20 protein-coding genes are annotated in these 22226 nt (G+C 33.8%); 19 read left to right on the top strand and 1 reads right to left on the bottom strand.

The window, feature by feature from the left end:
• From BWZ20_RS01940 to BWZ20_RS01850, 19 genes are all read left to right on the top strand, one after another.
• On the top strand, nt 1-1224 hold the full coding sequence (locus BWZ20_RS01940) for an HD domain-containing protein (RefSeq protein ID WP_157358297.1): 1224 nt from the start codon (nt 1-3) through the stop codon (nt 1222-1224).
• Between the two features lie 51 nt (nt 1225-1275).
• Nucleotides 1276-2304 (top strand): UDP-3-O-(3-hydroxymyristoyl)glucosamine N-acyltransferase, encoded by a 1029-nt coding sequence (gene lpxD / locus BWZ20_RS01935; protein WP_076615511.1) that lies wholly within the window; start codon nt 1276-1278, stop codon nt 2302-2304.
• Complete coding sequence (locus tag BWZ20_RS01930; RefSeq protein ID WP_076615507.1) at nt 2291-3697, top strand: bifunctional UDP-3-O-[3-hydroxymyristoyl] N-acetylglucosamine deacetylase/3-hydroxyacyl-ACP dehydratase; 1407 nt, start codon at nt 2291-2293, stop codon at nt 3695-3697. Before lpxD ends, BWZ20_RS01930 begins: the two co-directional genes overlap by 14 nt.
• Before the next feature lie 91 nt (nt 3698-3788).
• Entirely contained in the window at nt 3789-4574 is a 786-nt protein-coding gene (gene lpxA, locus BWZ20_RS01925) for an acyl-ACP--UDP-N-acetylglucosamine O-acyltransferase (protein ID WP_076615504.1), read from the top strand.
• 18 nt (nt 4575-4592) lie between these two features.
• Nucleotides 4593-5159 (top strand): elongation factor P, encoded by a 567-nt coding sequence (gene efp / locus BWZ20_RS01920; RefSeq protein ID WP_076615502.1) that lies wholly within the window; start codon nt 4593-4595, stop codon nt 5157-5159.
• A gap of 68 nt (nt 5160-5227) precedes the next feature.
• Entirely contained in the window at nt 5228-6163 is a 936-nt protein-coding gene (locus tag BWZ20_RS01915; RefSeq protein ID WP_076615499.1) for a UDP-3-O-(3-hydroxymyristoyl)glucosamine N-acyltransferase, read from the top strand.
• Between the two features lie 98 nt (nt 6164-6261).
• Nucleotides 6262-7134, top strand: a complete 873-nt coding sequence (sucD, locus tag BWZ20_RS01910; protein ID WP_076615497.1) for a succinate--CoA ligase subunit alpha — start codon at nt 6262-6264, stop codon at nt 7132-7134.
• 161 nt (nt 7135-7295) lie between these two features.
• On the top strand, nt 7296-8042 hold the full coding sequence (gene fabG, locus BWZ20_RS01905) for a 3-oxoacyl-[acyl-carrier-protein] reductase (protein WP_076615494.1): 747 nt from the start codon (nt 7296-7298) through the stop codon (nt 8040-8042).
• Nucleotides 8043-8073: 31 nt separating this feature from the next.
• Nucleotides 8074-10107, top strand: a complete 2034-nt coding sequence (locus BWZ20_RS01900) for a hypothetical protein (RefSeq protein WP_076615491.1) — start codon at nt 8074-8076, stop codon at nt 10105-10107.
• An 11-nt stretch (nt 10108-10118) separates the two neighbouring features.
• Nucleotides 10119-10934: a prohibitin family protein gene (locus tag BWZ20_RS01895; RefSeq protein WP_076615488.1), complete on the top strand. Its 816-nt coding sequence runs from the start codon at nt 10119-10121 to the stop codon at nt 10932-10934.
• A gap of 238 nt (nt 10935-11172) precedes the next feature.
• Entirely contained in the window at nt 11173-12030 is an 858-nt protein-coding gene (hisG, locus tag BWZ20_RS01890) for an ATP phosphoribosyltransferase (RefSeq protein WP_076615485.1), read from the top strand.
• Nucleotides 12031-12161: 131 nt separating this feature from the next.
• Complete coding sequence (gene hisD, locus BWZ20_RS01885; RefSeq protein WP_076615483.1) at nt 12162-13442, top strand: histidinol dehydrogenase; 1281 nt, start codon at nt 12162-12164, stop codon at nt 13440-13442.
• Nucleotides 13443-13597: 155 nt separating this feature from the next.
• On the top strand, nt 13598-14674 hold the full coding sequence (gene hisC / locus BWZ20_RS01880) for a histidinol-phosphate transaminase (RefSeq protein WP_076615480.1): 1077 nt from the start codon (nt 13598-13600) through the stop codon (nt 14672-14674).
• 87 nt (nt 14675-14761) lie between these two features.
• Nucleotides 14762-15895 (top strand): bifunctional histidinol-phosphatase/imidazoleglycerol-phosphate dehydratase HisB, encoded by a 1134-nt coding sequence (gene hisB, locus BWZ20_RS01875; protein WP_076615476.1) that lies wholly within the window; start codon nt 14762-14764, stop codon nt 15893-15895.
• 122 nt (nt 15896-16017) lie between these two features.
• On the top strand, nt 16018-16599 hold the full coding sequence (hisH, locus tag BWZ20_RS01870; RefSeq protein WP_076615473.1) for an imidazole glycerol phosphate synthase subunit HisH: 582 nt from the start codon (nt 16018-16020) through the stop codon (nt 16597-16599).
• Nucleotides 16600-16675: 76 nt separating this feature from the next.
• Nucleotides 16676-17410, top strand: coding sequence for a 1-(5-phosphoribosyl)-5-[(5-phosphoribosylamino)methylideneamino]imidazole-4-carboxamide isomerase (gene hisA, locus BWZ20_RS01865; RefSeq protein ID WP_076621226.1), 735 nt, complete (start codon nt 16676-16678; stop codon nt 17408-17410).
• A 79-nt stretch (nt 17411-17489) separates the two neighbouring features.
• Nucleotides 17490-18245: an imidazole glycerol phosphate synthase subunit HisF gene (gene hisF, locus BWZ20_RS01860; RefSeq protein WP_076615470.1), complete on the top strand. Its 756-nt coding sequence runs from the start codon at nt 17490-17492 to the stop codon at nt 18243-18245.
• Nucleotides 18246-18293: 48 nt separating this feature from the next.
• A complete protein-coding gene (hisIE, locus tag BWZ20_RS01855; RefSeq protein ID WP_076615467.1) occupies nt 18294-18893 on the top strand; it encodes a bifunctional phosphoribosyl-AMP cyclohydrolase/phosphoribosyl-ATP diphosphatase HisIE in 600 nt (199 codons plus the stop codon).
• Between the two features lie 94 nt (nt 18894-18987).
• On the top strand, nt 18988-20790 hold the full coding sequence (locus tag BWZ20_RS01850) for a zinc-dependent metalloprotease (RefSeq protein WP_083677136.1): 1803 nt from the start codon (nt 18988-18990) through the stop codon (nt 20788-20790).
• Between the two features lie 158 nt (nt 20791-20948).
• On the opposite strand, the gene BWZ20_RS01845 is transcribed toward BWZ20_RS01850, so the two are convergent.
• On the bottom strand, nt 20949-22154 hold the full coding sequence (locus BWZ20_RS01845; RefSeq protein WP_076615462.1) for a S41 family peptidase: 1206 nt from the start codon (nt 22152-22154) through the stop codon (nt 20949-20951).
• Nucleotides 22155-22226 lie beyond the last annotated feature (72 nt).

Below are 22226 nucleotides of genomic sequence, written 5' to 3'. Positions count from 1 at the left end.
TTGAAGTCTAATAATAAACTTAAAATATTTAACGATCCAATTTACGGATTTATTACGATTCCTAATTCCTTAATTTTTGATCTTATTGAGCATAAATACTTTCAGAGATTGCGTCGTATAACGCAAATGGGATTGTCTTATTTGGTATATCCAGGCGCACATCATACACGTTTTCATCATGCATTAGGTAGTATGCATTTAATGCAAAAAACCATCAATGTACTTCGTTTTAAAGGTGTTGCAATCTCTAAAGAAGAAGAAAATGGACTTTTAATTGCTATTTTACTGCACGACATTGGTCACGGCCCTTTTTCTCATGCTATGGAACATAGTATTGTAAATGACATTTCGCATGAAGAGATTTCACTTCAATTTATGAAAAAACTCAATAAAGAGTTTAACGGAAGTTTAACGTTAGCCATTTCTATATTTAAAGGTGAGTATCCTCGAAAGTTTATGTGCCAGCTTATATCTAGCCAATTAGACATGGACAGAGCAGACTACCTTAAGCGGGATAGCTTTTATACAGGTGTTGCAGAAGGAAATATAAACAGTGAACGTTTAATTACCATGCTCAATGTAGTAGATGATGAGTTGGTTGTAGAAGAAAAAGGAATCTACAGTGTAGAAAAGTTTTTGGTAGCAAGACGATTTATGTATTGGCAAGTATATTTGCATAAAACAGGTATTGTTGCAGAGCAGTTGCTCACAAGGATTTTAAAAAGAGCAAAAGAGTTAGTTCAGCAAGGAGAACACTTACAATGTAGTGAGCCCTTAAATTACTTTTTAATTTCAGAAGTAAACAGTTTTAATAGTAATACATTAGAGATATTTTCTAATCTCGATGACTATGATATTGTTGCCGCCATGAAATCATGGAGAAATCATACGGATTTTGTTCTAAGTAACCTATGCCAAATGATTGTTGATAGAGATCTGTTGAAAATAAAAATAAAAAACAAACCTATTAAAACCGCAGATTTACTAACGCACAACAAGGCGTTAGTGGATAAATATGATATCTCAAAAGAAGAAGCAGACTATTTTGTTTTTAGTGGTGAGATAACCAATTTAGCCTATCAGAGTAAAAAGCAACACATTAATATTCAATTAAAATCCGGAAAAATAAAAGATATAGTCAAAGCTTCAGACCAACTCAATCTAAAAGCGCTTAGTAAACCTGTTACCAAATATTATATGTGTTACCCTAAAAAGAAAATGTAATACATTTTTTCTATTTTTGCGGAAACCAACAAACATTTTAAATTCAATTAATTGAAGTTTACAGCAGAACAAATAGCAGGTATATTAGAAGGTACAGTCGTTGGCGATCCAAATACAGAGGTTTCTAAGCTTGCTAAAATAGAAGAAGGAACAAAGGGGTCTTTAACGTTTTTGGCCAATCCAAAATATAAGCCCTACATATATACAACAAAATCTTCGATTACAATTGTTAACTCTAATTTTGAGCCCGAAGAAGCCCTAACCACCACACTAATTAAAGTAGAGGATGCCTATGGTGCTTTTACAAAATTACTAGAGTATTACAATCAAATAAAGCTAAACAAATTAGGTATAGAACAGCCAAGTTTTATCTCAGATTCAGCCAAAATTGCTAATGACATCTATATTGGTGCATTTACTTATGTTGGCGACAATGTAAAATTAGGAAATAATGTAAAGATTTTTCCCAATTCTTACATTGGTGACAATGTAACCATAGGCGATAATACTATAGTTTTTTCAGGCGGAAAAATTTACTCAGACTGTATTGTTGGTAATAATTGTGTCATAAATTCAGGCGCAATAATAGGTGCCGACGGTTTTGGTTTCGCTCCAAATGAAAAAGGCGAATATTCTAAGGTACCACAAATAGGTAATGTTATAATCGAAGATTATGTAGACATTGGTGCAGGCACTACTATAGATCGGGCAACACTTGGTTCAACAATTATAAGACGAGGTGTAAAACTAGATAATCAAATTCAAATTGCCCACAACGTAGAGATAGGTAAAAACACCGTAATTGCAGCACAAACTGGCATTGCAGGTTCTACAAAGATTGGCGAAAATTGTCAGATCGGTGGACAAGTTGGTATTGTAGGTCACATTACCATAGGTAATAACGTAAAAATACAAGCACAATCAGGCATAGGAAGACACGTTAAGGATAACGAAGTTTTACAAGGTTCTCCAGCATTAACTTACGGTGACTATAACAAATCTTATGTGTACTTTAAAAATTTACCTAAGATCGTAAAGAATATAAATGAAATAGAAAAAAAAGTAAATGGCAATAATTAAAACCGAGATAAAGCAAAAGACCATTGAAAAGGACATAAAACTTGAAGGTGTAGGTCTCCATACAGGAGCAGACGTAACTTTAGTGTTTAAACCCGGTACAGAAAATTCGGGTTTTGTATTTGAGCGCATCGATCTTGAAGGGCATCCAAAGATAGAAGCAGACGCAAATTACGTCACCAATACACAGAGAGGTACATGCTTAGAAAAAAACGGAGTTACAATACAAACCTGCGAACATGTATTAGCAGCGTTAGTTGGTTTAGACATCGATAATGCAATTATCCAATTAAATGCATCAGAACCACCCATAATGGATGGCTCTTCAAAGTTTTTTGTTGAAGCTCTAGAAAAAGCAGGGATAGTAGAACAAAACGCTTACAGAGAGGAATACGAAGTAAAGGACGTAGTTTCTTATGCAGATGAGTCTACCGGAAGCGAAATTATTTTAATGCCAGCCGATACCTATAAAGTAACCACTATGGTAGACTTTGGCACAAAAGTTTTGGGAACCCAAAACGCAACTATGAATTCTGTATCAGAATTTAAAGACGAAATCTCAGATGCCAGAACATTCAGCTTTTTACACGAAATAGAAATGTTGTTAGAACATGGCTTAATAAAAGGTGGTGACTTAAATAATGCTATAGTTTATGTAGACAAAGAGCTGTCCGAAGAAACTATGAATAAACTTCGCAAAGCCTTTAATAAAGATAACATTGCTGTAAAAACTAATGGTATCTTAGATAATTTAACATTACACCACCCTAATGAAGCCGCTAGGCACAAACTATTAGATGTAGTTGGTGATTTAGCTCTAATCGGTACACGAATTAAAGGTAAAGTTATTGCAAACAAACCTGGGCATTTTGTAAACACTCAGTTTGCAAAAAAGATGTCTAAAATTATAAAAAACGAAAGACGGAATAATGTACCTCAAATAGATTTGAATTCGCCACCATTAATGGATGTAAACCAAATTATGAGTATGTTACCACATAGACAGCCTTTTTTGCTCTTAGATAAAGTTTATGAGTTAACAGAAAGCTACGTTATTGGCATGAAAAATGTCACTATGAACGAAGAGTTTTTTAGAGGTCATTTTCCTGGAGCACCAGTAATGCCAGGTGTACTCATTGTTGAGGCCATGGCGCAGACAGGTGGTATATTAGTACTAAGTACTGTCCCAGATCCAGAGAACTACCTCACATTTTTTATGAAAATGGACAATGTAAAGTTTAAACAAAAAGTAGTGCCTGGTGACACATTGATATTTAAATGTGAGCTTATAACGCCCATAAGACGCGGTATATGTCACATGCAAGGTTATGCCTATACCAACGGCAAACTTTGTGCAGAAGCTGAGTTAATGGCACAAATTTCAAAAGTTAAGTAATGAACCGAGCGAATATTAATTTTCAAATCGTTCATAATATGTTGGTAGGCGAACACATTTTCACCTATTTATCAAAAATAAAATTCCGAAAATGAATCAACCTTTAGCATACGTACATCCTGGAGCTAAAATAGCAAAGAATGTAGTTATAGAGCCTTTTACGACAATTCATAATAACGTAAAAATTGGAGAAGGTACCTGGATAGGAAGCAATGTCACCATAATGGAAGGCGCAAGAATTGGTAAAAACTGTAATATCTTTCCTGGAGCCGTAATATCTGCAGTTCCGCAAGACTTAAAATACAATGACGAAGATACCACAGTAGAAATCGGTGATAATGTTACTATAAGAGAATGCGTTACAATAAACCGTGGTACTACAGATAAGATGAAAACGGTTATAGGAAATAATTGTCTTATTATGGCCTATTGCCATATTGCACACGATTGTATTGTTGGAGATAATTGTATTTTTTCAAACAATAGTACACTTGCTGGGCATATCACAGTAGGCGATTATGTAGTTTTAGCAGGTATGACGGCAGTTCACCAATTTTGTTCCATAGGAAACCATGCCTTTGTTACCGGTGGATCTTTAGTAAGAAAGGACGTACCACCATACGTAAAAGCGGCACGAGAGCCATTATCTTATGTGGGCATTAATTCAGTAGGATTGCGACGTAGAGGATTTACAACAGAAAAAATTAGAGAAATTCAAGATATATACAGAATTCTTTATCAAAAAAATTATAACAACACGCAGGCTTCAGAAATTATAGAAGCTGAAATGGAAGCCACACCAGAGCGTGACGAAATTCTTCAATTTATTAAGAATTCGCATCGTGGAATTATGAAAGGCTACTTTAAATCAAATTAACAAAGAAAAAAATATATAATGGCAAGCACATCAGACATCCGTAACGGATTATGTATTAGGTATAATAATGACATCTACAAAATTGTTGAATTCTTACACGTTAAACCAGGTAAAGGTCCTGCTTTTGTAAGAACAAAATTAAAAAGTGTAACCACAGGAAAGGTGATTGATAATACGTTTTCTGCTGGTCACAAAATTGAAGATGTACGTGTTGAAACACATAAATTTCAGTATTTGTACAATGATGGTGAATTCTATCATTTTATGAATGAAGCAGATTATACACAAATTAGATTGTTAGAATCTGCTTTAGACAGACCAGACCTTATGAAAGAAGGAGAAATTGTAACTATTCAAATTAACACTGAAGATAACATGCCACTATCGGTAGATATGCCAGCTACAGTAATTTTAGAGGTTACGCATACAGAGCCAGGTGTAAAAGGAAATACTGCTACAAATGCAACTAAGCCTGCAACGGTAGAAACAGGCGCAGAAGTCAATGTACCTTTATTTATTAATGAAGGCGATAAGATTAAAATTGAAACTGAAAAAGGTACCTACAAAGAGCGTATAAAAGAGTAAATAGTCCTCAGTCACAGTATTAAGTTTACAAGGCTGTAAACTACGACTGTTATCTGTAAACTGATCACATGAAATTTCCTAGACAATATTCACTAAAAGAAATAGCCAACCTTATCGGTACGGATTATGTTGGCCAAGACGACTTTCCTGTTTTAGGAATGAACGAAATCCATGTTGTAGAGCCTGGTGATATCGTTTTTGTAGATCACCCAAAATACTATGATAAAGCGCTTCAATCTAATGCCACCATTGTATTAATCAATAAAGAGGTGGAATGTCCTGATGGAAAAGCACTGCTAATTTCAGACGATCCTTTTAGAGATTTCAATAAGTTAACACTTCATTTCAAGCCTTTTAAATCTTCTAATATATCTATTGCTGAAGATGCAAAAATTGGCGAAGGAACAATTATACAACCGCACTGCTTTATTGGTCATAACGTCGTTATCGGTAAAAATTGCATCATCCATTCTAACGTGAGTATTTATGATGATGCAGTTATTGGTGATAACGTTATAATACATGCCAATACTGTTTTAGGTGCAAGTGCATTTTATTACAAAAATAGACCTGAAGGCTTCGATCAGCTAAAATCTGGTGGAAGAGTTGTTATAGAGAATAATGTAGATATAGGTGCTGGATGCACCATAGATAAAGGTGTAACAGGTGATACAACTATAAAAGAGGGAACAAAAATCGATAATCTTGTTCAAATAGGTCATGATACTGTAATTGGCAAAAAATGCCTCATCGCCTCTCATGTTGGTATAGCTGGCTGCACTATAATTGAAGATGAAGTGACCATTTGGGGACAAGTAGGTATTACTAGCGGAGTAACCATTGGTGCTAAAGCAGTAATTTCTGCAAAGTCGGGAGTGAGTAAATCGTTGGATGGTAACAAACGCTATTTTGGTATTCCTGCCGATGATTTTAGATCAAAGTATAAAGAGATGGCATCGATAAAAAGAATTCCAGATATTCTTAAAAAATTAAAAGACTTTTAATTGCTAATAGAAAAGATAAAAACAGTTCGCAAATACGTTTTAAAAGACTTATTTTTGTGCAGCTTAAAATTATAAAAACTTAAAAACAACAATATCAAATGAGCGTTTTAGTAAATAAAGATTCTAAAATCATTGTTCAAGGTTTTACGGGTAGTGAAGGTACCTTTCATGCAGGTCAGATGATCGAGTATGGCACAAATGTAGTTGGTGGTGTTACTCCGGGAAAAGGTGGGCAAGAACACTTAGGAAAGCCTGTTTTTAATACAGTGGCAGAAGCTGTTGAAAAAGCAGGAGCAGATACTACGATTATTTTTGTTCCACCAGCGTTTGCTGCAGATGCAATTATGGAAGCCGCTGATGCCGGAATTAAAGTTATTATTACGATTACAGAGGGTATTCCTGTGGCAGATATGGTAAAAGCTGCAGATTATATTAAAGATAAAGACTGTAGATTAGTTGGTCCTAACTGTCCAGGTGTTATTACTCCGGGTGAAGCTAAAGTTGGTATTATGCCAGGATTTGTATTTAAATCTGGTAAGGTTGGTATCGTTTCAAAATCTGGTACACTAACTTATGAAGCTGCAGACCAAGTTGTAAAACAAGGATTAGGTATCACAACTGCAATCGGTATTGGTGGTGATCCAATTATAGGAACAACAACTAAAGAAGCTGTGGAGCTTTTAATTAACGATCCAGATACAGAAGCTGTTGTAATGATTGGTGAGATAGGTGGGCAATTAGAAGCTGATGCGGCTAATTGGTACAAAACCAGTGGAAGCAAAAAACCTATTGTAGGATTTATAGCTGGTGAAACTGCACCTGCCGGACGTACGATGGGTCATGCTGGTGCTATTGTAGGTGGTAGTGATGATACAGCTCAAGCAAAAAAGAAAATTATGAGAGCATGTGGTATTCACGTTGTAGATTCTCCTGCTGAAATAGGTAAGAAAGTAGCTGAAGTTTTAGGATAATTAATTTAAGAATATTTTTATTCTGAACTTGATTCAGAAACTATATAAACTGTTAAAAACCTTACAAAATCTTGTAAGGTTTTTTTATTTCATGCAACTTGTAATCACTATATTTGATAGAGCAATTTATAATTTAACTAACTAATCGAGATAAAATTAAAATGAAGTTATTAGAAGGTAAAACAGCAATTATTACTGGCGCTAGTAGAGGAATAGGCAAAGGAATAGCTGAAATTTTTGCAGATCATGGCGCCAACGTGGCGTTTACATACAGTTCTTCTGTTGAAGCAGCAAATGAACTTGAAAAAGAACTGAATAGTAAAGGTGTAAAAGCCAAAGGCTACCAAAGTAATGCCGCCAGTTTTGAGGAAGCGCAAAAATTAGCAGAAGATGTTGTGGCAGAATTTGGCGCAATAGATATATTGGTAAACAATGCAGGTATTACAAAGGATAATTTATTAATGCGAATGGGTGAGGAGGACTTTGATAAAGTTATTGAAGTAAATTTAAAGTCTGTATTCAATATGACTAAGGCTGTACAGCGCACTATGCTAAAACAACGCAAAGGCTCAATTATTAATATGAGTTCAGTAGTTGGAGTAAAAGGTAATGCAGGTCAAACAAACTACGCTGCTTCTAAAGCTGGTATTATTGGATTTTCTAAATCTGTAGCATTAGAATTAGGTTCGCGAAATATTAGAAGTAATGTTATAGCACCAGGTTTTATTGAAACTGAAATGACAGCAAAATTAGATGAAGATACTGTAAAGGGTTGGAGAGCCGCAATTCCTTTAAAACGAGGAGGAACTCCTGAAGATATTGCAAATGCTTGTGTTTTTCTTGCAAGTGATATGAGTGCTTATGTAACAGGGCAAACTTTAAATGTAGATGGCGGAATGTTAACTTAAAAAAATTTATGCATAGGCAGAAATCTCATTAATGAATACTGAAATAATCTTATACATTATCTTTGCACTTATAACAGCGCTTTTATTAGCGCTGTTTCAATATGTATTTAAATCAAAGCTTAGTACAACACTTAAAACCACTTTAACAGTATTAAGAGCAGTGTCAATTTTTGGTATACTATTGTTACTTATAAACCCAAAATTTGAAACTAACACCTACTACGATCAAAAGCCAACACTTGTAATTGCTGCAGATAACTCAGAATCTATAGCATATTTAGAACAAGATAAGAAGCTACAAGAAGTTTTAACAAAACTTCAAACTAATCCTGAAATTCAAAAAAGATTTAATGTCGAATCATACAGCTTCAGTAAAGCATTGCAACCTTTAGATTCCTTACAGTTTATCAACCAAAAATCTAATATTTCTAAAGCATTAAAGCAAATAGGAGAGGTTTATGCCAAACAAACAGCACCAATAATTGTAATTACAGACGGCAATCAAACCTATGGTGCAGATTATAGCTTTATTTCAAATTCAGTAAAGCAGCCTGTATATCCTGTAATTATGGGAGATTCTACAATATATACAGATTTAAGTATTAAGCAGCTCAATGTAAATCGGTATGTGTTTTTAAAAAATAAATTTCCTGTAGAAATCATAGCTAATTACAATGGGTTAGAGTCTGTAAATACTGAGCTTAAAATTTGGTCTGGTAATACAGTCATATTCAGAAAACCCATACAATTCGATGCGGAAAAAACTTCAGAAATCATTTCAACAACGTTACCTGCAAATTCAGTTGGAGTAAAAACATACAGCGTAGAGTTAACACCTCTTAATGAAGAAAAAAACATAGTAAACAATTCCAAAAACTTTGGTGTAGAAGTCATAGATCAAAAAACAAATATAGCTTTAGTATCTGATATTTTGCATCCAGATTTAGGTGCTTTAAAAAAATCTATTGAAAGTAATGAACAACGAAGTGTTTCAATTTTAAAACCTAGCGAATATCTTAATAAAATTAATGATTTTCAATTAGTTATACTTTATCAGCCAAACAATAACTTTAATGAGGTTTTGAGTAAGGTTTCAGATGAAAATTTAAATAGTTTTATTATTACTGGTAATACAACAAGCTTTAGTTTGCTTAATAATTTACAAACAGCTTTTAAGCAAACAATAACAAATCAGTCTGAAGATTTTCAGCCAGAATTAAACAGAAATTACAACACATTTATAATAGATAATTTAAGTTTTGAAGGTTACCCACCATTGCAATCAGAATTCGGAACTATAGCGTTTTCTGTGCCTAATGACGTTATTTTATCAAAATCTGTCAATGGTATTAATACTAATCAACCAATGTTATCAACTTTTGAAATCGGTAACACAAAGCATGCTCTATTGTCTGGTGAAGGTATATGGCGATGGCGAGCACAATCTTTTTTAGAGTCTGAAAGTTTCAATGATTTCGATAATTTTATTGGGAAATTAGTGCAATATCTTAGCTCATCAAAAAAACGAAGCCGATTAAATATTGATTATAATTCGTTTTACAATGGTAATGATGATGTTGTCATTTCAGCACAGTATTTTAACAAAAACTATGAGTTTGATAATTCGGCTGCACTGACAATAACTCTCAAAAACAAAGACAAAGGTAATATTAGAGAAGTCCCGCTTTTATTAAATAATGGAAATTACAGTGTAGATTTACGCGGTATAGAAGCTGGAATTTACAACTTTACAATAAAGCATAATACGGAATCCATAGCTGCGTCGGGCAATTTTGAAGTTTTAGAATACAATGTTGAACAGCAATTTTTAAACGCAGACGTACCTAAGCTTAACGCCTTAGCTAAAAATAGTGAAGGTAAAGCCATCTTTTATAACGAAACAGACAAATTAATATCAGAATTACTTTCTGACAACAGATATGCTACTATTCAAAAAAGCACTAAAAATGTTGTACCTTTGATAGACTGGAAATATCTACTTGTTCTAATAGCCCTGAGCTTATTTAGCGAGTGGTTCATAAGAAAATATAACGGATTAATTTAAAAAAATTGAAAATGGAAAGATTACCTAAAATTGGATTACCAATCTTAATTGGGATTGTTTTTTTGATCATTGTTATTGCGAAGTCTGCAGTGACCATAGGCTCTGGTGAAGCAGGGGTTTTATACAAAACCTTTGGTGGAGGTGTAGTCACCGACGAGCCACCACTAGGTGAAGGATTTCATATTGTGGCACCTTGGAACAAGGTTTACGTCTACGAAGTTAGACGCCAAGAGATATTCGAAAAAATGAAGGTGCTATCTTCAAACGGTTTAGATATTCAGCTAGACGCTTCTGCGTGGTATAAGCCAGATGAGAATAACTTAGGAAAGTTGCATCAAGAAATAGGCGAAAATTACCTTAATAGAATCATTTTACCAACCATTAGATCTGCCGCACGAAGCGTTGTAGGTCGTTACACGCCAGAACAATTGTACTCTAGTAAACGAGATGCAATACAAAAAGAAATTTTTGAAGAAACCAAAAAAATTGTAGATGACCAATACATTGTTCTTGATGAGATTTTAGTCCGTGATGTAACATTACCACCAACAATTAAAGATGCCATTGAGCGTAAGCTAAAACAGGAGCAAGAATCTTTAGAATACGAATTTAGGTTGGTGACTGCAGAAAAAGAAGCTGAACGCCAAATCATTGAGGCAGAAGGTAAAGCGCAGGCCAATAAGATTTTAAGCGCTTCTTTAACAGATAAAATTCTTCAGGACAAAGGTATTGAAGCCACTAATAAATTAGCAGAATCACCTAACAGTAAAGTGGTTATCATTGGTTCGGGCGATAGTGGAATGCCAATAATTTTGGGCAATCAATAAAAAATTTGTTAATCACTTGGAATTCTAGTTTTATTTTTTGAACCTTTGTGCATAACAAAACAAAACATGACTTTTATTCAATTACATCATCATCATTTTCATAATCGCACTCAAGCGAGTTGAAAATGTATTGAATAAAACCAAGATATTTTTTAAAACCGTTTGAGTAAATCAAGCGGTTTTTTATTTATAAAAACTTCACCAAGATTTACTCAAACGCTTTAAACAAAAAAGAAAAATGAGTAAACTAAAAATTGCAATTCAAAAATCAGGACGATTAAACGAGGATTCTATGAAAATCCTTAAAGACGTTGGTATTTCTATCGATAATGGTAAAGATCAACTTAAAGCTTCGGCTAAAAACTTCCCATTAGAAGTCTTTTATTTACGTAATGGAGACATTCCACAGTACTTAAAAGATGGCATTGTAGATGTAGCCATTATTGGCGAAAATGTCTTAGTAGAAAAAGGGCAAGACATCACTGTTGCAGAGAAATTAGGATTTTCTAGCTGTAAAGTGTCTGTAGCCATTCCAAAAGGAAAAAGCTATAATTCCATCAAAGATTTAGAAGGAAAACGTATTGCGACGTCTTATCCGAACACAGTCAACCAATTCTTAAAAGACAACAACGTTAACGCCAATTTACACATCATTAACGGTTCTGTTGAAATTGCGCCAAACATTGGATTAGCAGATGCTATTGTAGATATTGTTTCGAGCGGAAGCACTTTGTTTAAAAACAATCTTAAGGAAGTTGAAGTCATTTTAAAGTCGGAAGCTGTATTAGCAGTTTCCCCTAAAATTTCTTCTAAAAATCAAGCGATTTTAAACAAGCTACAGTTTAGATTACAATCGGTTTTAAAAGCTAGAAATTCACGCTATGTCTTACTTAACGCACCAAATAACAAAGTAGACGATATTATAAATATTCTGCCTGGTATGAAAAGTCCAACCGTTTTACCGTTGGCAGAAGAAGGTTGGAGTTCATTACATTCTGTAATCAATAAAAACGATTTCTGGGAAATTATAGACGAACTTAAAGCAAAAGGAGCAGAAGGCATATTAGTTTGTCCGATTGAAAATATGGTGCTCTAAATTCCTGCGCAGGCAGGAATCTAAAAATACAATTATATGTCAGACTGAGCTTGTCGAAGTCTTTTATCCAGAAGCAAAAACTAAATAACACAACAACATAAAAAAGATTCCCACTTTCGTGGGAAATGAATATGAAAACAATAAAATACCCAAATAAAAACACGTGGTCAGAACTTTTAAAACGACCAACACAAACCGTTAACGATATAGAAAGTACGGTTAATCAAATTTTTGAAGACGTACAACGCAATGGTGATATAGCAGTTTCAAAATACACCAAGTTGTTTGATGGTGCAGATTTGCAATCAAATCTCGTAACTGCGCAAGAGATTGAAGAATCATCTTCTAAATTATCATCAGAACTAAAAGCGGCGATTAACCAAGCAAAGTCAAATATTGAAGCATTTCACAGAGCACAAAAAACAGAAAAGGTAAGTGTAGAAACATTTATAGGAATTACCTGTTGGCAAGAAAAACGTGCCATTCAAAAAGTTGGGATTTATATTCCTGCTGGTACTGCGCCATTATTTTCAACAGTTTTAATGTTAGCAATTCCAGCAAATATTGCTGGTTGTAAAGAAGTTGTATTATGTTCGCCACCAAATAAAGATGGTAAAATTGCAAATGAAATTTTATATGCAGCTCAACTTTGCGGTGTGACTAAAATTATAAAAGTTGGTGGTATTCAAGCAATTGCAGGATTAACATTTGGAACTGAAACTATTCCGCAAGTTTATAAGATTTTTGGTCCTGGAAATCAATTTGTAACCGTAGCAAAACAATTGGCCACAAAATACGGTGTCGCTATCGATATGCCTGCAGGACCAAGCGAATTGTTGGTTGTGGCGGATGATAGTGCAAACGCAAGTTATGTGGCTTCAGATTTATTAAGTCAAGCAGAACACGGAACTGATAGTCAAGTCATTTTAGTATCAACTTCTGAAAATTTTATAAATAAAGTTGAAGCTGAAATTAACACGCAAATTAAAGCATTACCAAGACGAGATATTGCAAAACAAGCGATCAATAATTCAAAATCTATTTTAGTAAAAACGGATGAAGAAGCATTAGATTTAATTAATGATTATGGTCCAGAACACTTTATTGTTGCGACTAAAAACAACGACTTTTATGTTGATTGTATTCAAAATGCAGGTTCGGTATTTATAGGTAATTACACACCAGAAAGTGCTGGCGATTATGCGTCTGGCACCAATCACACCTTGCCAACTAATGGGTTTAGTAAAGCGTATTCTGGCGTTAATTTAGACAGTTTTACAAAAGCAATTACGTTTCAAAACATCACAAAAGAAGGTTTAAAAAACATAGGAAACACTATAGAACTAATGGCAGAAGCTGAAGGATTACAAGCGCACAAAAACGCAGTTTCCATTAGATTAAAAGATATATAGCAAACGTCACATCGAGTGATTTCGAAATTATCGAAATCAAAATATATTTTGATTGAAGATACCTAAGCGAAGCTTATAGAAATTGTATCGAGATGTTAAAGTTCTCGATACGATTTTCAAAAGAAAATCACTCGAACTGACGAAAATCAAATTAAATGAAAACAACTTTCAACATAAATAACTTAGTCAGACCAAACATTGCAGCCTTAAAACCGTATTCTTCGGCGAGAGATGAGTTTAAGGATGCAACATCAAACCAAATGATTTTCTTAGATGCAAATGAAAACCCGTTCGAAAATGGCGTAAATCGTTATCCCGATCCGCAACAAAAAGATGTAAAATCGTTATTGTCAAAGATCAAAAACATTCCAACCGAAAATATCTTGTTAGGAAACGGAAGTGATGAAGTGTTAGACTTAATTTTTAGAGCCTTTTGTGAGCCAAATCAAGATAATATCATCACATTGCCACCAACTTACGGTATGTACGACGTATTAGCAAATACAAATGCTATAGACGTTTTAACAGTTGAATTGGATATTGATTTTCAACCAAAAGTAGAAGAAATTTTAAACACTCAAAACGACGATACAAAACTGTTATTTCTATGTTCGCCAAACAATCCAACAGCGAATAGTTTTGAAGCTTCAAAAATTGAAAAATTATTAACTAATTTCAATGGAATCGTTGTGATTGACGAAGCATATATCGATTTTTCAGAAGATAAAAGTTGGTTGTCAAGATTATCAGATTTTCCTAATTTAATAGTTACACAAACGCTGTCTAAAGCTTACGGAATGGCAGGCATCAGACTCGGGATTTGCTACGCATCTACCGAAATTATTTCAATTTTAAATAAAATAAAACCACCATATAACGTCAATCAACTAACGCAGCAAAAGGCAATTCAACGATTAGAAAATCAACAAGACGTTCAAAACGAAATTCAAAATATAATTTTAGAAAGACGCTTGTTAATAAAAGCGTTAGCATCAGTTACTTGGATTAATACTATATATCCAACACAAGCTAATTTTGTGCTAGTAAAGGTTGATGATGCGACTAATCGATACAATCAGTTGGTTGAAAAAGGCATCGTTGTTCGTAACCGAACCAATCAGCCACTTTGTGAAAACTGTTTGCGTTTTACGGTTGGCACAAGTGAAGAGAATGAGAAATTGATTGCAGTATTAAAAGACCTTGCAGGTTTCACAAAACCTAGCTGGTCTTAATGAAATAAAACAAAATAAATAAAATCCTGTAACACACTTCGACTGCGCTCAGTGGGACAGTTCAGGATTGATTAACAAGTTAATCAAATGAAAAAAGTACTATTTATAGACCGAGACGGCACGCTAATTAAAGAACCAGCAGATGAGCAAATTGATAGTTTTGAGAAGTTGGTGTTTTATCCAAAAGTGTTTACCTATCTAAGTAAAATCGCTAAAGAATTAGATTTTGAAATTGTAATGATTACCAATCAAGATGGATTGGGAACAGATGTATATCCAGAAAATACGTTTTGGCCTGTTCATAATTTTGTACTTCAATCTTTTGAAAACGAAGGTGTTATTTTTGAAGAACAATTTATTGACAGAACATTTGCTAAAGATAACGCACCAACACGAAAGCCAAATACAGGTTTGTTAACCAAGTATTTCTGTGAGGATTACGATTTAGAAAATTCGTTTGTCATTGGTGACCGATTAACCGATGTAGAATTAGCTAAAAACCTTGGTTCTAAAGGTATTTTTATCAATGATAACACCAATTTAGGAACGGACGAAATTACGGTAAAACGAGATGCTTTAGACCAGTTTATCGCTTTAGAAAGTAACGATTGGGAAGAAATTTATAAATTCTTAAAAGCTAAAGAACGTACAGGAAGTATCGAACGAAACACCAACGAAACCAAGATTAAAATCGATTTAAACCTTGACGGAACTGGACAAAGTAATATCGACACTGGCATTGCGTTTTTTGACCATATGTTAGACCAAATTGCGCGTCACGGACAATTAGATTTAAACATTAAAGTTGAAGGTGATTTAGAAGTAGACGAGCATCACACCATTGAAGATACAGCAATTGCTTTAGGTGAAGTATTTGCTACAACTTTAGGAAACAAATTGGGTATAGAGCGTTATGGTTTTAGCTTACCAATGGACGATTGTTTTGCGCAAGCTGCAATAGATTTTGGTGGTAGAAACTGGCTGGTTTGGGAAGCCGATTTTAAACGCGAAATGATAGGTAAAATGCCAACCGAAATGTTTTTTCACTTCTTTAAATCCTTTACAGATGGTGCAAAATGTAACCTAAATATAAAAGCAGAAGGCACAAACGAGCACCATAAAATTGAAGCGATTTTTAAAGCATTTGCAAAAGCAATAAAAATGGCTGTAAAACGCGACGTTGAAAAAATGATTTTACCAAGTACAAAGGGTGTTTTGTAAATCACAAAAAACAAAAACTAAATTCCAAACTGACAATAACATATGTCTTTGGAATTTAAAAATTGGAATTTATAATTATAAGTTTCAACAACTAAAAATATCAATTTTAATAACTAAGAAATTTGAAACTTGTAATTATTGATTACGGTGCAGGTAACATCAAAAGCATTCAATTTGCTTTTAAACGCTTAGGTTTTGAAGCATTATTAACCAATAATCCTGAAGAAATTAAAGCAGCAGACAAAGTGATATTTCCTGGTGTAGGCGAGGCGAGTAGTGCAATGCAAAAGCTAAAAGAATCAGGTTTGAATCGTTTGATTCCGCAGTTAAAACAACCTGTTTTAGGGATTTGTTTAGGTATGCAATTAATGTGTAAATCTACAGAAGAAGGACATACAAAAGGTTTAGGTATTTTTGATGTAGGTGTAAAACGCTTTTCAAACACGGTAAAAGTGCCACAAATGGGTTGGAACACGATTAATAACCTTCAATCAGATTTGTTTAAAGGTGTTAAAGACGATGAATTTATGTATTTAGTGCATAGTTTTTATGCAGAACAATGCAAAGACGCAATCGCAACAACAACTTATGATGTAGCATACGCTTCAGCATTACAAAAAGATAATTTTTACGGTGTGCAATTTCATCCAGAAAAATCATCCTTAGCAGGCGAACAAATTTTGAGAAATTTCATCAATTTATAAAATAAAAATTTCAGGCTGAGCGTAGTCGAAGCCTATATATTAACTAAAAAGATTCCTGCCTACGCAGGAAATGATTATGAGAATAATACCAGCAATAGATATAATAGAAGGAAAGTGCGTTAGATTAACTAAAGGCGATTATAGCACTACAAAAATGTACAATGAAAATCCGTTAGAAGTTGCCAAGCAATTTGAAGATGCAGGTATAGAATACTTGCATATGGTCGATTTAGAAGGCGCTAAAGCAGATCACGTAGTCAACTATAAAGTATTAGAAAAGGTGGCAACAAAAACCAATTTAAAAATTGATTTTGGTGGCGGACTTAAATCAGACGACGATGTATTTACGGCTTTTAATTCTGGTGCAAGACAAATTACTGGTGGTAGTATAGCCGTAAAAAACACCGACACTTTTTTAAGATGGATTAATAAATACGGAACGCAAAAAATTATCCTAGGTGCCGATTGTAAAAACGAAAAAATCGCTATTTCTGGTTGGTTAGAAGAAAGTAGTTTAGAGGTTGTTCCGTTTATTCAGGAATATCAAAAAAATGGTATTCAGTATGTGGTATGTACAGATATTTCAAAAGACGGAATGCTTCAAGGTCCATCGGTAGATTTGTATAAAAAAATAATCAACCAATGTACCAATGGTAGTGCAGATCAATCTGTAAAACTTATCGCTTCTGGCGGAGTAACAACTATTGAAGATGTTGAAGTTTTAGCAGACATAGGTTGCGATGGAGTCATAATCGGGAAAGCCATTTACGAAAACAGAATAAGTTTAAAAGAATTAGAACGTTTTTTATAAAACTGTCATTCCGCACTTGATGCGGAATCCACTTTGAAAATTTAAAAAATAGATTCCTGCTTTCGCAGGAAGAAAAACTATGCTAACAAAACGAATCATACCTTGTCTAGATATCAAAAACGGTCGAACCGTTAAAGGCGTTAATTTTGTTAATTTAAGAGACGCAGGCGATCCTGTAGAATTAGCAAAACAGTATGCGGTAAAAGGTGCAGACGAATTGGTGTTTTTAGATATTTCAGCAACTTTAGAAGGTAGAAAAACAATGATTGAAATGGTGCTAAAAGTCGCCGAACAAGTCAATATTCCATTTACTGTTGGTGGCGGAATTTCAAGTATCGAAGATGTAGATATACTTTTAAAATCTGGTGCAGACAAAATATCTGTAAATTCTTCAGCTGTAAAACGACCAGAATTGGTAAACGAATTATCAAGTAAATTTGGTAGTCAATGTGTTGTGGTTGCTATAGATGCTAAACAAGTTAATGGACAATGGAAAGTACATCTAGCTGGTGGAAGTATACCAACCGAATTAGATTTATTTGATTGGTCAAAAGAAGTTGAAACAAGAGGCGCAGGCGAAATTCTGTTTACGTCTATGAATAACGACGGAACTAAAAACGGATTTGCAAATAAAGCTTTGGCTAAACTATCAGACACTGTAAATATCCCGATAATTGCGTCTGGTGGAGCAGGAACAATTCAGCATTTTACAGATACCTTTAAAGTAGGAAATGCAGATGCTGCTTTGGCTGCAAGTGTATTTCATTTTGGTGAAATTGAAATAAAAAATTTAAAAGAAGAATTAAAGCAGGAAGGTATTTCTGTTAGATTATAACTTGTCATTCCGCACTTGATTCAGGATCTCATAAAGCGAAAAAATATAATGAACATAAATTTCAATAAAAATAACGACGGATTAGTCCCAGCAATCATTCAAGATGCAGTAACTAAAAATGTGTTGATGTTGGGTTATATGAACGAAGAAGCGTTAAAAAAGACACTAGATACGAAGTTGGTGACCTTTTTTAGCCGTACCAAAAACCGACTTTGGACCAAAGGAAAAGAAAGTGGTAACGTTTTAAACTTAATAGATATTAAATTAGATTGCGATAACGATACGTTATTAATTACAGTAAATCCAAAAGGACCAACGTGTCACAAAGGAAGTGATACGTGTTGGTATGAAGCTAATACCGAATCTTATGGATTTTTAACACAGTTAGAAAACACCATACAAAGTAGAGTAGAAGCTGGTAATACTGAAAAATCTTATGTAGCTTCTTTATTTGAAAAAGGTATCAATAAAGTGGCTCAAAAAGTTGGTGAAGAAGCTGTAGAAGTCGTTATCGAAGCTAAAGACAATAACGACGATTTATTTCTAAACGAAAGTGCAGATTTATTATTTCATTATTTAATGTTGTTACAAGCCAAAGGGTTTAAGTTGGAAGATGTAGTTTCTACTCTTAAAGAAAGGCATAAATGATGATTTTACCGATTAAACGTAAATATTTACGATAAAAAGTTGTTTTTTGTTGAAAATGTGTATATTGCGCATCTAAATCTTAACCCAAATCTCGATGAAAAACTTTACAATTATCATTGTAATGACCTTCTTTTGTTTAAATGCATATTCTGTTTTTGCTCAGCAATGTGCATTCGATAGTCAAAGAGAATTATTATTACAAGACCCAAGTTATGTTCAGCAAGAGCAGTTAGCTGAGCAAAAGATTCAAAATATTATTGCAAGTGGTGATCTGGCTCAGCGAAATGGTGCAGTTTATACCATACCTGTTGTTGTACATGTATTACATTTGGGTGAAGCAGAAGGGACAGGTTCTAATATTTCAGATGCTCAAATTCAAAGCAGTATAGATAATCTTAATGATTTTTACAGAGGTCTTACTCCCGGCAGTTCAGTTGATTTTGAAATCGAATTTGAATTAGCACAAAGAGATCCTAATTGCGGTGCAACAAATGGCATCAATAGAATAGATGCTTCCGGTTTGGCTGGTTATTCGCAATATGGTGTCAATGTTTTAAACTCAAATGGTGCTAATTATAGTGATATAAGGTCCTTAGTTAGCTGGCCACAAACAGATTACTTGAATATTTGGATTGTTACTGAATTAGATAACAACAATGGTGGATTTGGTTTTCAAGGGTACGCCTATTTTTATAATGAAATTTTTAGTACGCATGGATCTGTAATGATGTCTACTGTTTTTGGCCATGATCCTGGTAATACTAATGGTTGGGGACTCAATTCAAATGGAGATAATAGTACAGTTGTACACGAAATAGGGCATTACCTTCATTTGTATCACACTTTTCAAGGTGATGACACTAATAACGACGGTATATCTGACGCTTGTCCTGCAGATGTAGCTGTTGGAACAGATAGTGATGGTTGTGCGGATACAGTGCCACATCAAAGAGAAACAAGTACATGCCCAGCCAACAATACTTGTACGGGAAGCCCATGGGTAGATAATAACACAATTAACAATGTTATGAGTTATTATTTTTGTACTGATAGGTTAACCGAAGACCAAAAAACAAGGGCAAGGGCTGCGATAAATGGAAGTAGAATTGTCGACTCTAAAGGAGATCAGGAACCAGAGTTAGGGTTTATAGCACCTGCCAGCACATGTTCACCAAACTCACCAGCAGGCACAAATTTAGCAGGTATATTGAGTGTTGAATTAAATTCTACCACGTTTATTTCATCTACAACAGATAACGATGGTGGAAACTTGGATAGAAGCGTTAATTGTAGTGGTCTTTTTAATATTGATACTGATAATCCCTATACTATAAATGTTGAAATTGCAGCTGGTAATTTTCATCAATTGGGTGTTTGGATAGATTGGAATAACGATGGTGATTTTGATGATGATGCTGAAACACAGCATTATTCAGAAGATATTCTTGGCGGTTCTATAGTACCAGTTTCTTTAACATATCCTACAACAATACCATACGATAGTTATGTTAGAGTGAGATTAATGACAGATGTTGATAATAGATACGGTGGAGTTAGTACAATAAATTCGGCTTGTTATTCGTCATTAGCATATGGTCAGTCTGAAGATTATGCGTTGTACATTGAACCTGGTACATTATCCATTGATAATAATGACACATTTGATCTAACTATATATCTTGACAATTTAAATGATGAAATGATTATAAAGGGACAGTTATTGGAAATTTCTAGAGCAGATTTGTACGATATGCAAGGACGACTAGTAAAGAGTGAAATATTAGACATCTCATCTACTCAGAATACCATTAACGTGACAGGACTAAATAGTGGAATTTATATTATAAAAGTTGCAAATAGCAGCCAATTAAAGGTTAAAAAAGTAATCTTAGATTAGATATGTAGTTAATTGGTAGTTGCAAAAGACTATTAAGCAGATTGACTAAATGGTCTTTTTTTTTCTGTATTATATATTATAAACAAAAAACTGCCAATTTTTATATTGGCAGTTCATCTAATCTAAAAGTGAAAGTTTAATCGCACATTAGAACCATATCACTGCTTCTGAGTTTCATTTTTAATGATATCCAGAGTTTGCTCAACCCAATCCTTGTCAAACTCTAATGTTATATCTGGTATAATCCCAAATCCTTCATATTTGTAATATATATTATGAAAATCCATATCGGTCGGATAGAAAGAGAAATATCCAGATGGTGTTGTGTATAGGTTACCATAATTAGACCCGTAGGCTAAAGCGCCAAAAGTGGTTTGCCCTAAGTGAACTGAATTGGTTTCGTTTTTCAATTTTAAAGTAAATTGTTCACCATTACTTATTGTAAAACTATTGGTAATAATATAGATTTTGGATTTTGTCTTTTTGAGTAATTTTAAAAAAGGGTCTGAAATCTTACTTGCACCACCACCATTACTTCTTAAATCAACGATAATATAAGGTGCTTTGAGTTTGTTTTTTATCTGTCTGTAGAATTCTTTAGAAGCTTTTTTATTGGCGTCATTTCTGTTAAAACTACCCATGTAAAGATATTGCACATCTTTGTTAAGTTCTTTGAATTCCCAGTTACTAGTTTTGTCGTTTTTAAATTCTTCGTTAAATAAGTTCTCCAATTTTTTAAAACTCATTAGTCGTTCATTATCAAAAGAAATATTATTTAACATCTGTAATTGTTTGTTGTTTGACTTGTAATACGTGAGGTTGTATTTACCAAATTTATTTTTGCTGCCAACAAGGAGAATATCTCCTTTTTGCCATAGTGAATCGTTACTAGAAAGAACAAATCCTTCAATAATATTTTTGTTTTTATGCTTAATACCCACTTTTATTTCGGTCTTACCTAACTTGTATATACCTTCTATAGATTTTGAATTAACGCTTTTTAAAGATTTATGCAATCGTGAAATTTCATCTTCAGAATAACGTCCTAAATATGATTTTTCATCCTTATAATTAAAGTAAAGATTAAAGTGAAAATCATTGACAGTCGTTATGAGATCCTGAATCCTTTTGTAGCAGTCTATAATTGATATAGTGCTGTCTAAATCTTTGGTTAAGTTTTGATATGTTTGATTGAACTCATCTAAGGCTGCATTTTTTATCTGCTTGTTGTATGACGGTGTCTTTTTTAATTTTTCAATAATAAAATCTAAATCAGCTTTACAGTCACATTGTGGACTTTGAGACCACAAAGCGGATGCAAATGATATAGAAATTACTGTAAATGCAATTACTAAATTTTTCATGATTTAATGGCTTTTAGGATTAAACTTTCTAGGGCAAATATACTTTAGAAGTTTTTGTCGCGTCTAGTAAAA

It is taken from the genome of Winogradskyella sp. J14-2, from assembly GCF_001971725.1.
Classification (GTDB): Bacteria; Bacteroidota; Bacteroidia; order Flavobacteriales; family Flavobacteriaceae; genus Winogradskyella.
This window is presented reverse-complemented; position numbering and strand designations above follow the sequence as displayed.